Raw genomic sequence first — 21,009 nt, 5'->3', positions numbered from 1 at the left:
GAGGACTATAAAAGTGTTGATGTGGGGAAAAAATAAAGCCCTTAGGAAGATACGCTGTCACTGGTTTAAAGCCTATAAATTATTATACTAACCGAATAAAATAGTAGTGTATCTGTTCTTTAAGATTTTTTCCTCCAACGAACACACCTAACAAACCTTGGTCATTTCCAATTTCGGGAGTGACCCTTTTTACGTACATATAAGCACGTAGAAAAGCCTCGCCACAACTGTAGCAAGGCTTTTAATCAATTATCCTCGTAAAAATCCGCCCTCTGAGTGGATTATTTGACCAGTTATCCATGTAGCCTCCTCGCTAGCAAGAAAGCTAATCACCTTGGCCACATCCACTGGTGTCCCAATCCGCCCCATTGGAAATTTGGGTAACAGATAACTTCTAATCTCATCATTCATCCATGTAGAATCTGTTGGCCCTGGATTGACAGCATTGACGGTAATGCCCAGCGGTGCTAGCTCCTGTGCTAATGATCTAGTAAAGGCTGAAATTGCCCCTTTCGTTGCCACATAGGCTAGCTCTCCCATCATAGGACCTAAATCTTGACCAGAAGTCATATTAATAATTCTCCCTGAGTTTAAATTAGCTTTTTCAAAAAGACGTGCAAATTCCACACAAAGTAGTAGGGTTGACCTTATATTCACCGCGTAATGCTCGTCTAATGTTTGAGCATCTAATGCTAGATAACCATCTTGTGCTGAATGGGCAGCATTATTCACTAAAATGGAAGGTACACCTAGTTTTTCGAAAACCGTTTGGAGTATCGTTTTAGGAGCTTTGGAATCTGATAAATCAATCGACAATTCTTCACATGAAACACCCTTACTCAAAATTTCCTGTTTGAATTCTCCTATCCACTTACGATCAGCATGCCAGTGTGTGAAAAAAACATTGACACCATCCGTAGCCAATCTTCTACAAATAGCTGTTCCAATATCTTGAGGGTGGCTTGCACCCGTAATGATTGCTATTTTATGTTGTGTTTTATTCATTTCTTTTTACCCCCATGGTTATTGAGATTATTAATAAAAAAAGAGCATCACCATAATGGTCCGCTCCGTTTTTAGAAATCAAAACCCTTACACTGCACTTCTTTGAAAATGACCATCATACCTTGACACACACCTATAAAGGAAAAAGATACAGAGTTTGTCACATGTAGAGTATGTATTCCCCTCTTCATCTAATCTGAATTATTTTTTAATCTAAAGTTTTCATCGTATTTTGAACATCAATAGAAAAGGCTTCTACATCAAATTGATGCTGCTTTATCGTATCTTCCGCTAACTGTTGAGCCTTCTTTTTAGCCTTGTGATTTTTCTCTTGAGTTAAATTAATTCTTACTTGAATTTCCTCAGACGTCATACTATGGTCAATGCTGAAAGTGCCAAAATTTTCTGCAAACATCACCTCAAATAGATTGGCCATGACATCATTATAACTTAGCCGAGTTGAGATCGCTTCTACTGGCTCATAGAGTTGCTTTAACGTTATTTGAAAAGAGATGGGGTTTAATTCATTAGCTTTGATAACGTCCAGCATTGTTTCTTCTATATGTTGCTTTGTCTTGTGATCGACCTTGTCGGGTAATGACACAAGGAGCTCTATTTTTCCATTAGGTAAAATTCCATAATCTAATAGAAAGCTATAGGATTCTTTGCGCAATGTATAGGAAATCTCACTAATTAAAAATTGATATTGCTGAATATAACGCAATAATTCATCATTACTAGGCTGTGGCATAGAAACATTGGTTTTTTCAGCATATTGACTAGGTGCATTTGCCAAAAAGAAAAATGCACCACAAACAATGCTTAAAAGTAGAAACCATAACGTAAATAACCTTTTAATAAACATGTATAGCCCCCTTATTCGGGACTATATGCCAACTATCGAAAGTAAATTACGGTAGAATTTTATAAAACAACACACGATCTTGATTTTCACCACCATAATTACTATGAATGGACATATTATCTATCACTTTGTCACCTTTTTCCATTCTAAAACCCAGATTCGTATGGAAGGCGATGGATACTTCATTAATAGGCGACATGACACATTTCACAATATTTCGATGGTATTGCTTCACCACATGAAAGAATACATCATATAATCTTTTTGCAATATTCTGTTTTCTGTAATCAGGATGGACCCCAACAAAATGGATGAACGCTTCATTTGTTTTGGACTGCGATAAAAAGCCAATGAGGAAGCCAATAATTTCGCCATCCTTCTCCATAATAAGGCTTGTATTTGTAAAGTGATCAAAAAATAATTTAGGCAGCTTGTCTGACATATTCCTACCACCCCACCACTCATTAATCAATGGAGATAAAGTATAGTAATCTGAACTCTGTACACTACGAATGTTCATGGAATCCCTCCTCCTTTTCAAGTCATACAACAGATTTATGGTCTGAATGTATCTACAGCTAATATATAAATGGTGACAATCACCATAACAAACACACTACAAATGCATATTTAAGTTATTGTGCTGAGGCTCATACAAACTCAAAAACAATCACCACAACCAGATATGGATAAAACAATGTCGATGAATACTATCTCTATACCCTCCATCTAGGAAGGTTAATCCTACTCTTATTTTACCCTACCATTTATTTCAATATCAATGGTTCTATTATACCTTTGCCATCACTAATGCCTTTAACGTGTTACTTAAAGCCTGAATATGATTTGTCGTATCCGTCATGCTTACTAGAAGCTGATTTTCGTCCTCCACTGAATGTAGAATAGCACCAGTAGAAGCCGCATTTTGCTCAGTCATGTGATTCAGTTTTTCAATTTGCTTTTGAATTACCTCGAATTGGGAGATGGCACTGCTTAATTCATGCATCCCTCTTGTTAAATCTGTATTCGTTTCCGTAAAAGAATCCTTTAAACTATTAAAGAAATGACTGACATCCTGTAAAATCTGTTCCCCATGCAGGAGTGCCTTTTCACCGTCATCAGAGCGTTGATGAGCCTCTGTCGATTTTTCAAACAAGGTTTTTGTGACATTGGTAATACTGACAGTAATTGCAGCGCTTTCCTCTGCTAGCTTACGCACTTCATCTGCTACAATGGCAAATCCTTTTCCATGTTCTCCCGCTCTAGCTGCTTCTATCGCCGCATTTAAGGCCAATAAATTAGTCTGTTCTGCAATATGGGTAATCCCCTTTAATAGACTATCCACCGTTTGCAGGCTGTGTTGCAGCTCATTGACAGTTTCCGCAGTTGAGCCCATCGCATGACTCATGACGCTCATTTGAGTCATTGCATCCTGCATTTTATCCCACCCTGCTAATACTTCTTGTTGTAGATCAGTAGATTTAGCGACCGTATCCTTCGAAATCGTCAATGTTTTATTGACAAAATGAACCGAGTCACCCATTGTGCCATGAATCATTTGTAAACTAGATGCCTCCTGCTGAATACTTGCAGAAATATCCTCTGTCGCTACTAAAATTTGCTTACTAGAGCCAGAAATCCTTTGCATTGTTTGTTGGAATTGCGTGACATGTTTGTCCAATGCCTGACTACTCTTTTCGATTTCCTGAAATGTATTTTGTAGTTGATTGAAGGATGCTTGCACTTCATTTTGCTGGATTTCTGCATGTTGAATCAATTCATTTCCCCATTTTGCCAGCAAATAAAAAGCAATAATGACCCCATTCATAATTGCCAGAAGTGTCACAAAGACAATGGTGTCATCAAATGGTCCTAACAATGATGATGAGTTGACCATATATAAAATGAAAAAACTAAGATTGGTTAGAATTCCAAAGAAAACAATCAATTCTTTTTTAAAATACAAGGCAATAATGGCCACTGTGCACAGTAAAATATAATGTTTATTTAATGAGAAGCTATCAAGCAAAAATAAGGTAAACACAACACTTGATGGAATGAGACCAAAAATAAAGCCTTTGACATACGTCTTTATAGGTAAAAAATAATTGCATACCGCCAAAGCAATGACAGCTAACCCAATAAATAAAAAATGGATGCCCTTTGATAGAATCATAGGTCCACATATTAGAATGGCCAAAATTGAGATAATAGCCAAATTTACACGATGAACTTTTCGTGTATCATAACGAATTTTATGCTCCATTACTATCCCCCTAAAAAAATGAATAGACATTCAGTTTAATTTTCTATTATTATATAGTATAACAACTACTTTTTGTAGCTAAATATTACATTTGTAAGCATAATTAGCTTATTTTTGAAAAAAAGGGGGAAATTGAATTGACTAGCGTCCAACAAATCGCACCAAATTTCTACTGTATCGATACACATGATTTAGGTCGAGAGCAGCGAACAAGCTCCTATCTATTAATCGATGAAAAGATTGCTCTTATCGAAACTTCGGCCAGTCCATCCGTACCTTATATTATGGAAGGGTTACAGAAATTAAATATTGCAGTAGAGGATATAGACTATGTCATCGTGACACATATTCATTTAGACCATGCAGGCGGAGCAGGGTTATTTTTGCAAAGCTGTCCCAATGCTAAATTAGTGGTTCATCCACGAGGCGCAGCCCACATGATTGATCCAAGTCGTCTTATCCGCAGTGCTAAAGGGGTTTATGGCGCTGAATTTGACCGCCTTTTTGATCCAATTGTGCCCATTGACGCTACAAGAATTATTGAAGTCCAACACGAACAGCTATTACAATTAGGTCAGCATCATTTAACGTTTTATCATACTGAGGGACATGCCAAGCATCATGTTTCAATGCTTTATTCCGCAACAAATGGCTTGTTTGTAGGAGATACAACAGGTGTTCGCTATCCCGAAATGGATGAGGAAGCAATTGATTTAATCATTCCGTCCACCTCTCCAAATCAATACAACCCTGAAACAATGGAACAATCCTTAAAATTGTACGAAAAGCTACAAGCAAGTGAATTATACTTCGGTCACTATGGGGCTTATAAAAATCCAGCTGAAGCCTATCGTCAGGTGCGCTATTGGACACCACTCTTTTTAGAAGAAGGTAGAAAAGCGCAAGCAGCATCCAGCCAGTTCCAAGAACAAGTTCACTACTTAGATGCTCGCTTAAAGGAACTTTTATTTAACTATCTACAGGAAAACGGCATTCCGTCCGATCATCCTGTTTATCAAACCATCCCATTCGATACCATTGTGTCCGCAATGGGCATACTGGATTATCTCGAAAAAGCAAATGCGCAGATTCCACTTTAACGGCAATAAGAGGTGTTCCCAATGACATTGGGGACACCTCTTTTTTAGAAGCGCTTATAGTACTGGTCAATGCAAGCTTTTTGTAAAACCTGCCCTTTTACATCGGAAGGCGCTCTTTTTTCAGGTGAACCGCTCGCTTTACATCGCACTGCGCTTATGCCCTGTCCAAGCTTTCCCTATCTCCATAAGTGTCCTCATGCCTTTAATTGATCTAGAACTGCTTGAAAATTTTGTTCCTCCCCTATTTCACGAAATAATTGAAAGGGATTACTCATTTTTTTCATGCGCTCCATGACAAAGGGAATCGTAAAAAGTGTTGGCGCTAGGTTTTCATTGACCTCCTCCCATAGAAGCGGTGTTGCTACTAAACCCATTTCATTGCCACGAGTGGAATACGGGGCAATGATAGTCTTGCCCTCTGCATGTTGTACATAATCTAAATATAATTTTTCATGACGATTCTTTTTTAAACGCTCAATTGTATATAAATTTGGCTTTTGCTCACATAAAAAGCGACAAACAAACTCTGTAAATATACGTACCTCTTCATAAGTAAATGTATTTGCGGGTAAAGGAATATACAGCTGTAAACCTTTTCCACCTGATGTTTTGACAAAGGATTGGAGCTGAAAATAATCAATAATGTTCTTTAAATCAAGTGCTCCTGAAACGGCTAATGAAAAATCTTGTACTGAGGGAGGATCTAAGTCGAAAACGATTTCTGTCGGGTACGAAGAATGATGTGTTTGAAATGGAATGTGGAACTCTAATGCAAGCTGATTTCCAAGCCACAATAACGTTTCCAAGTTATTACACACGATATAATCAATATCATCCATCACAGCTGTTGCCACAAAATTAGGCATTTTTTCTGGTTTACTTTTTTGATAAAAACTTTCGCCTGGAACACCATGTGGATAGCGTATTAGCGTTAGAGGACGATCCTTTAGAAAAGGCATTACATAGGGCGAAATATTTTGCAAATAGAACAAGTATTGATCCTTTGTAATACCCATATTCGACCATACAGGCTTGTCTGGATGTGTGATAGCAACTGAATCAGGGATAGGATACAGTTGACGTTGCATGTGCAGCCAATGACATTCCTCAGGTGATATCTCTAATCGAAAGGCATGAAATCTAGGTTCCCTAAGCTTACTACCATCAAAATCAATACAGGCAATATCAACACAAATCGAAGGCTCAAGTTCCCATAGCTCCTTTTTACGCAGTCCATTAGTCTGAAAGAATTTGACAAGTGTTTGATGCTCTTCCTCTGTCATCCCATGCTTAAACGTAACAACTTCTCGTAATTGATTGTCCTCAAAAACTGCACCATGAAAATAACTATTGCTATGGTCATATTGTGTGACAATGACTGTGACATAACGCCAATTTTTTATCTTTAACCAGTGATTTGATCGTATGTTTTCAAGCCATTTACTTGTTTTCTTCTTAGCAACAATGCCTTCCCCATTGTAAAGTTTGATGGACTGCCATAAGCTCTCATGCTCCTCACTACCATGTATGACTTGGATAGGCGTTGGATTCTCATAGTTTACGCTTGGCCATTTGAACTTCGTCGCAAGCTTGCCCAATTGCTCCTTACGCGTTTTTAAATAATGGTTTTGGAGAGATTCTCCTTTAAGGGTTAAAACATCAAATGCTAGATAGTGAAAAGGACATGAATGAGCATGTTCCTGAATCACTTCTTGATTTTGCATTCTCCCCCTCTTCTGAACAACGGCAAAATCACTTTTAAAATGATTGCGTAAATAAACTAACTCCCCATCCAAGGTTAGGGGTAAAAAGGTTTGAATGGATGCATATATTTGCTGACAAAAAGCTAAAATTTCGGGAAACAAGTGATTTAAATGTCGTCCATTTCTGCTAATGAGCTTCGGCTCCTCATCCCAAACTAATAAGCAGCGAAAACCATCATATTTTGTTTCAAATAGCCATTCATCTCCACTAGGAATATCGTTTGTTTCGGATAAAAGCATTGGTTTCATTCCGCTATACCTACTTTGCTTTTTATATTCAGTGTTTGAAGATTTCATTTTAAGATACATAAAAAACCTCAAAATACATCATAGTAAGAAAAACGAGGTGACAACAATGCATACAGTGTGGAAAGGCAGTATTTCCTTTGGACTTGTTAATATTCCTGTGAAACTACATGCTGCAACTGAAAATAAAGATGTCAAATTGCGTCAGCTTCACAAAGACTGCCATACGCCGATTAGCTATAAAAAGGTTTGTGAGGGCTGTAACCAAGAGGTAACAGATGAGGATATCGTGAAGGCTTATGAATATGCCAAAAATAAATTTGTTGTGTTGGATCAAGAGGATTTAGAAAACTTGCGTAAGGAAAATGAAGATAAGGCTGTGGAAATTATTGATTTTGTGCAATTAACTGAAATCGATCCCATCTATTTTGAACGCACCTATTTTTTATCACCCGATTCGACGGGAGCCAAAGCCTATTCATTGTTACGAAAAACATTAGAACAATCAGGGAAAATTGGCATTGCCAAAATCGTTATCCGCTCTAAAGAGCAGCTTGCCATTGTGCGTGTTTATCAAAATGCCCTTGTGATGGAAACAATTCACTATCCAGATGAGGTAAGAAGCATTGGCGATGTCCCTAATATTCCAAGTGAACAGGATGTAGTACAAAAGGAGCTCGATACAGCCCTCATGTTAGTGGAACAACTAACAACTACATTCAACCCTGAAAAATATACAGATGATTACCGCAATGCTTTATTAGAACTAATTGAAGAAAAGAAAGCTACAAATACGATATCTACAAGCGATAAACAACGTCCAATTCCTGAAAATGTCACGGATTTAATGACAGCTCTACAGGCCTCTTTAGAAAAAACAAAAAAGCCCGCTACAAGAAAACGGACTACACGGACAAAGAAAAATGCCTAAGAACAAGCGTATCCTGACATCGGGATACGCTTTAGAATTGTCGAAAATAGGAATCTAAATCCTTTTTGCGCTGAATCATTAAAAGTTTAGCCAATACAGCATGTTGCTGTTTAAAGAATTTAGGCTTTCCTACCCTTTCAAAGCGTTTATTCCAACGAAACATTTTAAAAAAGATCGAAAAAGTAGGTTGATAGTGAGCTTTTTCGAAGCCCATTTTTTGTTTTATAAATCTTTTTATTATACGAAAGACTCGAATTTTATAAGGCGTATCGAGAAAGATAATGCAATCAGCTTGCTGGAAGCTATCAACAACCCACTTCTCCTGATGGATCCCCTCTATAATCCAACTGTTCGTTTGGAGAATGGTTTGTAAGTGCTCCTTTTTTTCTTCATCTGTTCTTAGAATATCCCCTGATTCCTTTCGCATCCATGCCACATTATCAAGCTCATAATAAGGAATCTGCAAGGTTTTAGATAACTTCCTCGCCAATGTTGTTTTCCCACTGCCAACGGACCCAATGATATGTATTTTTTGTGGAAACGCTTTTGTCACAAAACCCCTCCATTGTATGTACCTTTGTAGAAATAATTCCTTTATTATACAATAGATTTCAGCTGACATAACGATAGTTTTCCAAGAACATTCGTTCCTAATTATGGTATAATAAAGGAAAAACTAGGAGATCTTTATTCATGACAATACATGAGCAAATGTCGCAACAACAAATAGCTGGCCTCAGCATTGCCTATATAAAGGATGGTGAGCTTCAGAAGGCAGAGTGCTTTGGTCTATTAGAGGTCGGGAAAACTAACAGAATCAATACCGAAACCATCTTCAATGCCTGTTCAATTAGTAAACTAGTTACAAGCATTTTAGTGATGAAGCTGGTCGAGCAAGGTATAGTAGATTTAGATGAGGATATTAATCAAAAGCTCACATCTTGGAAGATGCCAGAGCATAGCTACACTCAGGGAAAAAAAGTAACATTACGACATTTGTTAAGTCATCAGGCCGGAATTATTGACCCTAAAGGCAGCTTCTCTCCCTTACATTCACTATGGCAGAGGCCTTCGATGGTCGACTTATTAAAAGGTACAACTCCTTATTGTTCCATACCAATCGATAGTACTTTTGAGGCCGAGCAAGAATTTCACTATTCAGATGCTGGCTTTTGCATTGTTCAATTGCTGATTGAGAATACAACAGGCTCAAGTTTTTCAACACTTATGACAGACGTGATTTTCCGACCACTAGCCATGGCAAATAGCTTTTTTTCTTCCGCAGTCCCAACTGCCAATACAGCAAGTGGTCATCAGAAAGATGGCACCCTAACAGCACAAAGATACCCTATTTACCCGTATGATGCAGCTTGTGGATTATGGACAACACCGTCAGATCTAGCAAAATTATTACAAGAGGTAATGCAGGCCTTAAAGGGAAAGGGTACACTTGGTTTAGCTTCAATCCATGAGCTAATTCGTCCTCAGGGCTGTAAAGAATGGATGGGCCTTGGTGTATTTCTTGATGGTGCTGGTGAGCAGCTTGAAATATCCTCGCTTGGCTGGGGCGTTGGCTATCAATGTATGCTAGTGGCCTACCCCCACCTAGACAAAGGCTTTGTTGCCATGACTAACACCGATACAGGCGTCCATCAAATGCAAGGTCTCTTAGGAGAAGTCTATCGTTCCTTTATCAAATAAAGAAGAGGCTTGATTCAAGCCTCTTTCCTTACCTCATAATGTAGTTGTACCATTTGACCATATCGTTTTGTTTCCAATAGCCTTAAGTTTTCGAATGGACGGGGAGATTTAAACAAGGGTATCCCTGAGCCTAGTAAATGGGGTGTAATCGTAATAATCCATTCGTCAATTAGCCGCTCCTGTAAAAAAGCATCTAGAAGGTCCCCTCCCCCTACCATCCAAATCTTTGTGCCTTCTTGCTCTTTTAAACGTTGAGTAAATGTGATGACATCCTCTTGGATAAACGTCACATGCTCATTTTCCCCAGTTTGAGTTGTTGAAAACACATAGCATTTTTTATCAGGATAAGGGAACGGTTTAAGATGTTCTAGGATATAATCATATGTGCGTTTGCCCATAATGACGGTATCAATGGTTTGATACATATCAGCGTAGCCATTATCACCCTCTCCCTCTGTTTCCTCTAGCCACTGTAGATCATCATTTTCCTTGGCAATAAATCCATCTAAACTCCCTGCAATAAATACCAGTATTTCTCGTGACATTACGTCAGCTCCTCTTCTTTTGAAAATCTCTTGTACAATCTCTATACTAAATATAAAACATGACAACTATTGGCATGATTAAATAAAAAGGTGAAAAAATATGACCAAAGCTAAACGATTAATTGATATTTTGCTATTCGTCAGTGTGAAAAAGAAATTTACAGCGCAGGAAATTGCCGACACCTTCCATATTTCCGTGCGAACGGTGCATCGTTACCTTTTGGATTTAAGTGATATGGGGCTACCCATTTACGCGGAACAGGGAAGACATGGGGGCTATACGGTGCTATCCAATGCCATTCTCCCCCCGATATTATTTACTGAGGAAGAGGCGGTCGCCATTTTCTTTGCATTCCAGTCTTTGCACTATTATCGTGATTTACCCTTTAATACTGAAATGAAGTCTGTCTCTCAAAAGCTGTATGAATCCTTACAGAAGGAAGCCAAGAAAAAGGTGGATACGCTGCAATCCTATATTGCCTTTTGGAACCCTAAAAGAGCCATTACAACACCACTCTTAACGGACGTTTTAGAGGCTATCATTAACCAATCACAATTGCATATCCAGTATGAATCGAAGTCTGGTATCACCTCTAAGCATATCCAGCCTATTGGCGTGTACGCTCATGATGGCTTATGGTATATGCCTGCGCTACTGCTATCAAATGAAAGAATATTACTCTTCCGTGTAGATCGAATTAAAGGGATAAAAATTAGTGAAGCAAACCATAAAACGACGATGAATTTGCAGCAATGGCTTGAAACTGACTATGAGCCTCAGCAGCCTATTCCGTTATATGTAGAATTATCAAGCGAGGGCGTTCGTCAATGTTTAAGTGAGCCCCATCTTGAAAAAGCGGTTGTTCGACATAGTGATGGAACAGGCTATATCGATACGATTATCGATCAACATGAGCTCCACTTTAATAGCTCCCTATTCTTTCGCCTTGGTCAACATGCGATTGTCAAAGAACCGTACGCACTAATTCAGCTTATACGTCAGCATGCATATGAGCTATTAGCGATTTACCCTGAGCCAATAGAGCCTCTATAAGATGACAATTTTGTTAGATTCACGTAACATTCATCGTTACTACTTTTAAAAGATCTTCCTTATAATTGGTCTTGAAGGAGGAGATATACGTTGCAACCGACCAACAGTAATAAACGAATTGATACATTAGATTATTTAAGAGGGTTCGCCTTACTGGGCATTATTTTAGTCAATATCCCCTCATTAATGTGGATTGAACCACCTGAATTGGCAAACGATATTGCCTATAGCCGCTTTCTAACACTTTTTGTAGAGGGTAAATTTTTTATCATTTTTTCATTTTTATTTGGAATAGGATTCTATCTCTTTATTTCACGCGCACAGGCAAGTGGCGAAAAAGCCTATGCCTTATTTAGTCGTAGGCTTTTGATTTTACTGTTTATGGGGCTAGTGCATTTTTATTTCCAACCAGGTGAAGCCTTAACTGTCTATGCTATCTTTGGCTTTGTAGCCTTACCTTTTTATAAAATGCGCAAAGACATCAATCTCATCCTTGGATTCATCCTATTAGCCATCACTGCCTATTTTGGTCTAAAAATTTTAATGCCATTTCCACTGATTTTGCTTGGTCTAGCTGCTGGTCAATATCATTTATTTGAAAATATCTCGTTACATCGAAATAAAATCATGTTCGTGACGATTGTAATGGGCTTTATAAGCATGGCTAGCTGGTTTTATCAATGGCAGTATGTCCCTGAGCCTCTTGTTAATATCCAGCATTTGCCCAAGGATCAGCTAGCGGCTCATATTACAAATATTGAGCAATTTTCATTAATCGGACTACAGTTTAGCCCATTCGCTTCTGCCTTTTACATGGGAACAATCATCCTATTATTACAAAGCACTTTGTTCCAGCGACTATTGGCACCGTTAAAAGCATATGGGCGCATGGCCTTGACTAATTACCTGGGGCAAACAGCGCTCATTCTCTTAATTGGCCATACTTTCGGTTTAATTGGACAACTTCGCTATCTTGAATCTTTGTGGATTTGTCTAGGCATTTATGGTTGCCAATTGCTCTTTAGTAAGCTATGGCTATACTTTTTCCGCTTTGGCCCTATGGAATGGCTATGGCGAATCGGGACATATTGGACAATTCCTCCCCTACGACAAAGTACGAAAGATTATTTATCGTAAAGGATAAACACCTATCAGCTTGGTGGTAAACATCATATATTGGTAATGTACCCTACTCGCTTTCCATCTTTGCTCATATCTTCAGCAAGAAACACATCCCCATTTTATTTAGTCACCAAAGTGACTAATTTAAAAACAGCGTTAAGCCATTATTAACGCTGTTTTTTTACTTTTATTACATCTAATAAGTGAATCATTGGGGTTACTTTGTGGGGAATAGGTATTAAAAGCTAATAAAGTTACTGGGACATAAACATACAAGTCACTGGATTTTAAAATCCAGTGACTTGTATTCATTACCATTATTTTTCTCTTGCAAGCAAGTATAGCTCTTCATCTTGATAATTGGTTCACTGTACTAAATACGGGTTAATACGCCATCAGGTTTGGGAATTTCTTGAACTGTTAGCTGATTCATTTTACAAAAATGTTTAAAGAATTGTTGTGCCAACTCCAGTTCTTTTGGGTCACTTTTCAACGAAATGATATCAAGTAAAATTTGAGCCATCCATAAATTTTCGAAATAACGATATTTCCCTGTTTTCCATGTCATTTTTTCGGGGAATTTTTCATTGATATAATATTGCCAGAAAAGTAACTGATCCGATTCCTGTTCTGTCAGTTGAATTCTGTATTTTGAATGAGCAGGAATATGTCCATCTTCACACAGCTTGCCGACGAATTTTTCATTCACCATATAGACACCTAAGATGCGTCTATCACTTTCAGGCTGGCTGGAATCCCTTGCTGTTAAAAGGACAGCGCTATTTTGGTGCAAGCGGCTCGGCTTGTTTGGCTTCCCTTTATTATTACCACTCTTTAATATACCTGAAAAAACATTCCACTCTGAAACAGAACTATTCTGTTCCTCTGAATCACACCAAAAAACCATCTGTGATGCGGGATGAAGTTTATGATTACTCATAAGTTTTTCGTGTTCCAAGCGAAGCAAGAGTTCTTTCCGTTGAAGTTCTTTGGCCTCTTCCATCCGCGATTCTTCTTCTTTTCGTTCAATTTCTTTTTTTTGTATAATTTCCTCAAGTAACTTAGCATCACTTTTATCATGTATTGTTAGGTGCTTTCCAAATACATCTGGAAAAACAAACCTTTTATTTTCTGATGCAAAATGTATTTCAATACTTGAATCATTTTGATTAACTATACTACCTATGCCAAAACGCTTGTGTGTAACTTTCTTATTAATTAGATTCATTCATCTAGTCCTCCTTATGGAATAAAAATTAAGTTACTATTAGATAGTAAAATTTCAAATAACTTCTTTAAAACAATTTCGAATTTTTCTTCTGTTTAAAAATAAAAAAACGTATCCAAATTCTTTCTGCAAAATAGGACATCGGAATTCGAAATACGTTTATAAAAAAAATGATCGTAAGACTATTATAACATTTTTTAATAAAATTACAAATTTATTATTGACAACACATTTTTACATGAGTTAAAATATTTATTTATTCTCTGAATTTCATTAGAATCCTGTTAGAAAAGACCATAAACTTCTAAAAAACGCCTTATAAAATCCAACTTTTCCTTGTTACCTATTTGATGCCCATAAATTCTTCACCTGTTTCTTACCCTAAGCATACAATGCAAATAATACCCTTTTTTGTGGGGAGGATTATATGAAGCAAAATAAAGGTAATCGGAATAATGAGGGATTGGAATCCGTGAGTCAAGCAGCTAAGTTGGCTGTCATTGCGGGGGCGATTACAACACTTGGAGACGCTCTAGCGACCATTGCGGCTGGTCTTGCTCTAGAGGATGAGTTGAAGGAAATTGAAAGTAATAGCAATGATATTGACAAACTACAAAAGCAAATTGACGAATTAAATTATGAAATGAAACAATTAAAAAGGATGTTACGTTAATACCGTCTGTACACAAAAACGACAATACCACATGGATATTGTCGTTTTTTAGGCTATTTAGCAGCCCAAAGTTCAATCTCTATTTTGATATCTGGTAGCCCCAATGCAGATACATAAGCAATAGTCATAGAGGGATAGGAATGACCAAACATTACTTCCCATTGCTGATAGAAATGATGCCAATCAATCTCCTCTGTCGCCCATATATTCACCTTTACCACATGAGATGCATCCAATCCCTCAGTTGCTAAAAGCGCTTCAATATTTCTAAATGTATTGGTGGTTTGTTCAATTAAATCTGCAGGCAGTTGATCATCTTGATCAACCCCAATTTGTCCAGAGAATGCATACATTGTTGCATCTTTCGGGATGATTGTGATGTGGCTATATTTCCCAACAGGGCTAGGTACCTGCATTGGATTTTTACGTACTATGTTAGTTTTCATATTCTTTTCTCCTTTAGGATTGTATTTTTTTCTAAAAAAGGGCAGACTTATCCCATGTTCGTTGATTTTAGAAAAAAACAGCTGTGGAGAACCCTATACCCATGCTTAAAAAACGAATAGCTCTTTTTTTCATGTGAATTCTCCTCCTTGGCCCTAAAGTTATGTTCACTTTACCATTTCTATCCTAGACAATCAATGAAATACCCAAACTCTTTTGCATTTCATCGATTATTTCTCAGGCAATTAACTATTCAACCATAGCAATCACAACATATATATAGTAGTGTAAAGCTAAATTAGCCTTACACCTCCGAAATTGTTACTAGGGTCACTCCATCCCAAGTGTCCCTTTGCATAATAGAACTAGGTACCCCTCTTTGGCGGTACCTAGTTTTTTTGTGAATATGCGTGTTCATTCATAGTATATCAGGGTAATATGAACATTTTCTGAACAACCTATGCTGGCATTACTTCCATCTAGAATTAAATTAATTCCTTTCACACTATCATCAATCCTATATCCCTGAGGCCACAAGAAGACCTTCTGAATAATATCTAACAGTAAATTTTAAATTCTTCCTGTTTGTAAGGCTTTTACCCAATCCTTTCTTCCATTTTTTTCACTTTGTATGATAGCTGCATCTCGATTATATGGAATAAGTATTTGCTCTATCATCCAATCGTCTTCTTTTTTGGTTATAATTGTATAATTCGCATAAGGAGAGCCCGATTCCATTTTATGGTAGATTGGTAATTCGTCTTCATACGCTGGCAATCCAACACTACCTGGATTAATTACGATCTTATCATTAGGTAAATAGACAACTCTAGGTATGTGCGTATGGGCACAAAAAATAATATTCTGCGAAATCCCATTCACCAACTTTATAATATCTTCTGTCTTCTTAAGTGTAGAACCTTTTGGACTCACTTCCTCTAATAAATAACTTTCATCACTAGTGGGCGTACCGTGGCAAAAATAAAAATCCTCCGTTTGTAAAGAGAATGGTAAATTAGCAATCCAATCCTTCTGCTCTTCTTCCAATAAGTCCTGAACATATTGTACCGTTGAATTGTCTGTCTTGTGATCTATTAAGATTCTGTCGCAATTCCCCCTGATATTTCGAATGTTCTCTTTGACTAATAATTCATAAGTTTCGATCGGAAATAAAGGTCCATATAAGCTATCACCTAAATTATAAATATCCTCGATCCCACGATTTCTAATATCTAGTAGTACTGCTTGTAATGCATCGATATTCCCATGAATGTCTGAGATAATAGCTGTCTTCATTACTAAGAGCCCTCCTTTATGCTTTACAACTACCTAAACACAACTTAAAATTTATGTACTTATCCAAAAATCTTGCAAATAAAGCGAGGTATAATCACTGATTATACCCCTAACTACTTATTCATTCTTATCTAAAGATTTTGTTCTCATAAAGATAGTCATAGGAAAGGTCAACAAACAAATATTCATGCTCGTTGATGGCAATGGAGAATGTTCTTGTAATTTCTCCTGTTTCAATATCCCGATACAATTCAGAGATTTCCCCACTTTGATCGTTGCGCATTTTGATAATCGTTTGAAGGAAATAAGGGCGCCAGCTCCAATTTTTATTGATAGCACGTGGCTGTAGCTCCCAGTTCCCATCAATTCGCATAACGTTAGGCGTTAACTGGAACCCATCCTCATTACAAATATAGAGACGGAAGGAGTAGTTATCCAATAATTCAGCTAAATACTCTAAATGGGAGACATTGTCGCTTGTTGGTTTCACACGGTGAACAATCGCCTCTAATTCCTCCCTTAATTTTTTCAACTGCAAATATTGCGCCTCCAGCATTTTCTTTTCGGAAGTAATAAATTGCTGGCATTCTTTTTTAAAACGTTCCTTTAATATATCCTTATCGACAAAAGTCATAGCTGGATTTGCTAGGTATGGCCCTTGATAAAATCTACCGCCATTTTTCCAAGCAAATTGTAGCTGATAAACCGTTTCAATATCTTCAAATAATAGATTTGCTCCAATTTTATAAGCTAGGCTACCAATGGCAGAAATCATGTCCGATTGAGCAGACCAAGAATCGTAATTTAAATCACGTGTATTGACCTTTAAGATATGTGGTGCCAATAGCGCAATATGCTCTAAATGACTTTCGGCTCCTACTTCCTGAACGGCAATTTTCACCCCAAACGTCGTAAAATAGCGTAGGGCGTGATGTAATTTGTTAATATCCCCTATAAAACGATGCTCTGATACGACAAGTACGATACGCTGTAAATCTTTTTCCTCTATATATTGTTGGATAATATTAAAATGACTTTCACCAAAATCTTGCATCAATAAATTTGGATTGCTTGGGATATAAATATCAATTTCTGGTGCAATTTCATCAATTTTGGCTAATGCCGCATGTAAAATTTTATGTTCCATATCAATTCGATATTCTTCTGGAATATCTTCATTGTTGACAAAATCCTTTAAATTAATTTGCTGACCTTGAATTTGTAGATATCCGGAAATTTCGTAGGCAATCACCGTATGCGCATCTGCGCTAAATATCGGTTGATAATACCCATGTATTTGATCTAAATTTGTTAACACTTCAATTGCGTCCATCATCGAAACCTCCAATATGAATAACGTTTTCATTGTTATTCAAAAATAACATTACATTTATCATGACTAGCTTAAAAAATGCTCTCTGACTGTATAATAAGTTGTTTAAAGTAAAATCGCAACTTCACTTCTCATCATTAATGGAAATCCGTCCTAATTTTTAACCACCATAATTGCATTATTTCTAACGACTTTCCTACATAGTAGGTTGCTTGTTACACCATCTTGCAACGTTATGCTTTTGTCCAACCAAGGCTGTTCTGATATTTTACTCTCCCTTTAATCTATGCAACTTGACGCAATGACAGCCGTGATAATGGATGATGATTATCCTATACCAGTCAATTAATTCAGTCATTTACCCAGTATTTAAGGACAATTTTATGAAAAAAACAGTATCCCAAAAGGACAATAAGAGGCTCCTACTGGCATACTGTTTATTATTATTCAGACATAAAGAAATACCAAATCAGAGCGATTACTGCTAATGATAAAATAACTGCAATTGTCACCCGAAGCGGTGAAATAGGGGCATTACCACCAACTCGACCCGTTTGTCCATTCACCATAAAGCGGTAAATCTTCTCCTTATAGCGGAAAGAAGATAACCAAATCGGTAACATTAAATATTTGTATGTAATATCATCATGGTTTGTGGAAAAGCGTAGATTGGATACTACATCCGCCCTATTTTCCCAACGGATTTTGGATGTAATCTGCGCATGGAGGTGATCATGGATTTCACTTTTTGCTTGGCTCCAGCCATCCTGCAAACCAACACTGTAACGCTCTGATAAAAATCCAGCTACATATTGAGGTTTATAGGCCTTATTATTAAGAAGATTAAATGGTTCAATTTTTCGCATCATATCTCGATCATAGCGTGTTGTGGCACTCACTAAATGATCGTCTATAAATTCCTGATAAAACCCACTTGTTGAATACCAATCCGTTTCAGTATGCGTTTTACCATCTTTATCCGTAACCGTTCGATGTCGTCCATATCTTGCGGAGTATCTGGAGCTTGTTTTTGAATCAAACGTCCAATACGGGAGGTATACCCCTTTAAAGGCATCAGGCTTTGCACTTATTTTGGCAGCCTTTGGTGTAAACCATCGACCTTTGATCCATTTCTGAAAATGTTCTCCTGCCTGCTTATCCGTTACTTCAAAAGCACATACGCCATTGGGAGCAAGCGTATTTTCAGCGCTCGCTTCCATGACCTGATTTGAGCCGCAGTAAGGACAACTGTCAGCGACCTGCAGAGCATCATAAATTGTCTCGGCCGCGCAAGCTTTACAAATAACTGTTTTCTTCTCCACGCCCCAATTGAAATTCCCACGTTCCTCTGCTTTTAAGAAGTCCATTTCCTGTGCAACCTTTTCCTCTTCTTGCTCAGGGGTTGCAATTTCAGATTCAAATCCACAATACGGACAAGTCAGCTTACCTGTAGCAGGATTAAACTCAATTGATGCACTACAGGATGGACATTCCGCATCAAAGTCAAGCTTTACTTGTTTGACATGTTCAACTTCTTGCGTTGACATAGGTCATCATCTCCTTACTTGACATCCTTTTCATCAAAAACATCGCCGCATTCTGGACAGAATTTAGGCGGATTGGCAGGGTCCTCTGGTGCCCACCCACATTTATCGCATGCATAGAGTAAAGCACCAGCTGGTTTTTTAGAGCCACACTCGCTACAAAACTTTCCTTTATTCACCGCTCCACATGTACATGTCCAGCCCTCTTCCGCTGGTTTTGCTGCGCCGCAATTTGAACAGAATTTCCCTGTGTTGTCATGACCACATGCACATGTCCATGTACCAGATGCTTTGGCTGATTGATTTTGCATGGCAGCCTGAGCCATTTGCGCTTGCTTATTTTGCTCATTCATTTGATAAAGCTGACCAGCATTGACCCCACCTGCTTGTGCAGCCATATTCATCCCCATAAAGCCTGCCATAGCGCCACCATCATTGTTAGCAGCTGCAATCATCGCTTCTGCCTGAGCGCCTGTTAAATGGGCAGCAGCCATACCTGGATCACGCATAACCGCATTGCGTTGTAGTTGTTTTATCATGGCTTCGTCTTCCTCAGAAGCCTTTAGGGTACTAATCCCAAATGACACAACAGCTAAACCACGTGTAGCAAGCCACTTTTCTGATAATACCTTATTGAGTGCGTCTGCTAACGCAACCGTATGCGCAGGTATTTCACTATAACGAACGCCACTTGCTGAAATTTGTGCAAAGGCTGGCTGTAACGCTGTCATTAATTCTGATTTTAACTGGCTATCAATGGCCTCTCGCGTATATTCACGCTCTACATTTCCACATACATTTGTATAGAATAATAATGGATCAATGATTCTATAAGAATACTCACCATGACAACGAATGGCAATGTCGATATCTAATCCGATATTACGATCAATAACACGGAATGGAATTGGTGCGGGAGTACCATATTTATTGCCAACAATCTCCTTTTTATTAAAATAATAAACTCGCTGATCTTTAGCAGGTTCTCCACCAAATGTAAAACGCTTGCCTATCTGTTTAAATGTTTCCATAATGCCATGAGATAAATCTGAGCCATACATAATCGAAGGCTCTGTAGATGTATCATAGACATATTCCCCAGCTTCTGAAGAAAACTCTACAACCTTCCCCTGTTCAACAATCATCATACATTGCCCTTCATTGATGGCAATAATCGAGCCATTGCTAATAATGTTGTCATTTCCTTTATTTGAACCTCGTTTAGAAGTGCGTTTAATACCCTTAGTTACTAGAACATCTGAGGATAATGCCTCACAATAAAAATATTCACGCCATTGATCCTCTAAAACACCTGTTAATGCCCCTACGCCTGCTTTCAATAAACCCATAAATATTCCCACCTTCACATTGATGTTTAGCTTATTTTAACATCTCTTCATACTATGTAATACGCAAAATCAGACAAATTGTTTCATTTTCTTCCTATCAACTAAAAAAACGAGAAGCGCCAATGATATAAATCATCAAAACGTTCTCGTTACTTTTTCTGTATTAGGATAAGGCAGCTATTATAACAAGCACCCACGCAATAATAAATAACATGCCACCAATTGGCGTAATCGCACCTAGCTTTTTCACACCTGTCACAGCTAGCACATATAGACTACCAGAGAAGAATACAATCCCTGTAAACATTAAGTAACCTGCCCAAGAAAGCAAACTAGAGCTTCCTAAAAATGCCTCATTGGATAGTATTCCAAGGGCTAGAATCCCTAAAGCATGATACATCTGATATTGCACAGCCGTTTCCCAAATGGCTGCATAGTGCGGTGAGGCAAACTTATCCTTGAGTGCATGTGCACCAAAAGCACCTAAAACAACACCAAGAGCTGCCAAAATAGCGCCTAAAGCTATAAACATTTCCATCTATTG

The 21,009-nt window shown here is 37.8% G+C and carries 20 protein-coding genes; 6 read left to right on the top strand and 14 right to left on the bottom strand.

All coding sequences use genetic code 11. The features are described from left to right. Positions 1 to 249 precede the first annotated feature (249 nt). From VK91_RS11010 to VK91_RS10995, 4 genes are all read right to left on the bottom strand, one after another. Complete coding sequence (locus VK91_RS11010; RefSeq protein ID WP_048392615.1) at positions 250 to 1,005, bottom strand: SDR family oxidoreductase; 756 nt, start codon at positions 1,003 to 1,005, stop codon at positions 250 to 252. A 208-nt stretch (positions 1,006 to 1,213) separates the two neighbouring features. Then, the gene (locus VK91_RS11005; protein ID WP_048392613.1) at positions 1,214 to 1,870 is read right to left on the bottom strand and encodes a hypothetical protein; all 657 of its coding nucleotides are present in this window, start codon (positions 1,868 to 1,870) and stop codon (positions 1,214 to 1,216) included. 46 nt (positions 1,871 to 1,916) lie between these two features. Continuing rightward, positions 1,917 to 2,390 (bottom strand): GNAT family N-acetyltransferase, encoded by a 474-nt coding sequence (locus VK91_RS11000; RefSeq protein ID WP_048392611.1) that lies wholly within the window; start codon positions 2,388 to 2,390, stop codon positions 1,917 to 1,919. A 270-nt stretch (positions 2,391 to 2,660) separates the two neighbouring features. Beyond that, entirely contained in the window at positions 2,661 to 4,136 is a 1,476-nt protein-coding gene (locus VK91_RS10995) for a methyl-accepting chemotaxis protein (protein WP_048392609.1), read from the bottom strand. Positions 4,137 to 4,273: 137 nt separating this feature from the next. On the opposite strand from VK91_RS10995, the gene VK91_RS10990 reads away from it, so the two are divergent. Beyond that, on the top strand, positions 4,274 to 5,236 hold the full coding sequence (locus VK91_RS10990) for an MBL fold metallo-hydrolase (RefSeq protein WP_048392607.1): 963 nt from the start codon (positions 4,274 to 4,276) through the stop codon (positions 5,234 to 5,236). 194 nt (positions 5,237 to 5,430) lie between these two features. Here the strand turns inward: VK91_RS10990 and VK91_RS10985 are convergent, their stop codons facing one another. Further along, positions 5,431 to 7,248: a DNA ligase D gene (locus tag VK91_RS10985; RefSeq protein WP_048392605.1), complete on the bottom strand. Its 1,818-nt coding sequence runs from the start codon at positions 7,246 to 7,248 to the stop codon at positions 5,431 to 5,433. 106 nt (positions 7,249 to 7,354) lie between these two features. Between VK91_RS10985 and VK91_RS10980 the strand changes: the two genes are divergently transcribed. After that, complete coding sequence (locus VK91_RS10980) at positions 7,355 to 8,176, top strand: Ku protein (protein WP_004225181.1); 822 nt, start codon at positions 7,355 to 7,357, stop codon at positions 8,174 to 8,176. A 31-nt stretch (positions 8,177 to 8,207) separates the two neighbouring features. Here VK91_RS10980 and VK91_RS10975 read toward each other — a convergent pair whose 3' ends face one another. Next, the gene (locus tag VK91_RS10975; RefSeq protein ID WP_048392603.1) at positions 8,208 to 8,729 is read right to left on the bottom strand and encodes an AAA family ATPase; all 522 of its coding nucleotides are present in this window, start codon (positions 8,727 to 8,729) and stop codon (positions 8,208 to 8,210) included. A gap of 140 nt (positions 8,730 to 8,869) precedes the next feature. Between VK91_RS10975 and VK91_RS10970 the strand changes: the two genes are divergently transcribed. After that, positions 8,870 to 9,877 carry a serine hydrolase gene (locus VK91_RS10970; protein ID WP_048392601.1) on the top strand — a complete coding sequence of 336 codons (1,008 nt, stop codon included), beginning with the start codon at positions 8,870 to 8,872 and terminating at the stop codon, positions 9,875 to 9,877. Positions 9,878 to 9,891: 14 nt separating this feature from the next. Here VK91_RS10970 and VK91_RS10965 read toward each other — a convergent pair whose 3' ends face one another. After that, entirely contained in the window at positions 9,892 to 10,422 is a 531-nt protein-coding gene (locus VK91_RS10965; protein WP_048392599.1) for a dihydrofolate reductase family protein, read from the bottom strand. 100 nt (positions 10,423 to 10,522) lie between these two features. Here VK91_RS10965 and VK91_RS10960 point away from each other — a divergent pair, with 100 nt between their 5' ends. Next, entirely contained in the window at positions 10,523 to 11,476 is a 954-nt protein-coding gene (locus tag VK91_RS10960) for a YafY family protein (RefSeq protein ID WP_048392597.1), read from the top strand. A gap of 90 nt (positions 11,477 to 11,566) precedes the next feature. Continuing rightward, positions 11,567 to 12,613 (top strand): DUF418 domain-containing protein, encoded by a 1,047-nt coding sequence (locus tag VK91_RS10955; protein WP_048392595.1) that lies wholly within the window; start codon positions 11,567 to 11,569, stop codon positions 12,611 to 12,613. A 358-nt stretch (positions 12,614 to 12,971) separates the two neighbouring features. Here VK91_RS10955 and VK91_RS10950 read toward each other — a convergent pair whose 3' ends face one another. Beyond that, positions 12,972 to 13,826: a hypothetical protein gene (locus tag VK91_RS10950; RefSeq protein ID WP_048392593.1), complete on the bottom strand. Its 855-nt coding sequence runs from the start codon at positions 13,824 to 13,826 to the stop codon at positions 12,972 to 12,974. Positions 13,827 to 14,253: 427 nt separating this feature from the next. Here VK91_RS10950 and VK91_RS10945 point away from each other — a divergent pair, with 427 nt between their 5' ends. Continuing rightward, complete coding sequence (locus VK91_RS10945) at positions 14,254 to 14,499, top strand: hypothetical protein (RefSeq protein ID WP_048392591.1); 246 nt, start codon at positions 14,254 to 14,256, stop codon at positions 14,497 to 14,499. Between the two features lie 53 nt (positions 14,500 to 14,552). Here the strand turns inward: VK91_RS10945 and VK91_RS10940 are convergent, their stop codons facing one another. The 6 genes from VK91_RS10940 to VK91_RS10915 form a co-directional block, all read right to left on the bottom strand. Continuing rightward, entirely contained in the window at positions 14,553 to 14,945 is a 393-nt protein-coding gene (locus VK91_RS10940) for a RidA family protein (protein WP_036076405.1), read from the bottom strand. Positions 14,946 to 15,513: 568 nt separating this feature from the next. Then, positions 15,514 to 16,239 (bottom strand): metallophosphoesterase, encoded by a 726-nt coding sequence (locus tag VK91_RS10935; RefSeq protein WP_048392589.1) that lies wholly within the window; start codon positions 16,237 to 16,239, stop codon positions 15,514 to 15,516. 127 nt (positions 16,240 to 16,366) lie between these two features. After that, a complete protein-coding gene (locus VK91_RS10930; RefSeq protein ID WP_016992205.1) occupies positions 16,367 to 17,572 on the bottom strand; it encodes an EAL-associated domain-containing protein in 1,206 nt (401 codons plus the stop codon). A 443-nt stretch (positions 17,573 to 18,015) separates the two neighbouring features. Next, the gene (locus VK91_RS10925) at positions 18,016 to 19,119 is read right to left on the bottom strand and encodes a hypothetical protein (RefSeq protein WP_048392586.1); all 1,104 of its coding nucleotides are present in this window, start codon (positions 19,117 to 19,119) and stop codon (positions 18,016 to 18,018) included. 14 nt (positions 19,120 to 19,133) lie between these two features. Next, positions 19,134 to 20,465 carry an SPFH domain-containing protein gene (locus tag VK91_RS10920; RefSeq protein WP_048392584.1) on the bottom strand — a complete coding sequence of 444 codons (1,332 nt, stop codon included), beginning with the start codon at positions 20,463 to 20,465 and terminating at the stop codon, positions 19,134 to 19,136. A gap of 163 nt (positions 20,466 to 20,628) precedes the next feature. Further along, positions 20,629 to 21,003, bottom strand: coding sequence for a DUF423 domain-containing protein (locus VK91_RS10915; RefSeq protein WP_048392583.1), 375 nt, complete (start codon positions 21,001 to 21,003; stop codon positions 20,629 to 20,631). Positions 21,004 to 21,009 lie beyond the last annotated feature (6 nt).

The organism is Lysinibacillus sp. LK3 (genome assembly GCF_001043675.1).
Lineage (GTDB): Bacteria > Bacillota > Bacilli > Bacillales_A > Planococcaceae > Lysinibacillus > Lysinibacillus capsici.
Note: the sequence above shows the minus strand (reverse complement) of the source record. Positions and strands in the feature narration are given on the sequence as shown.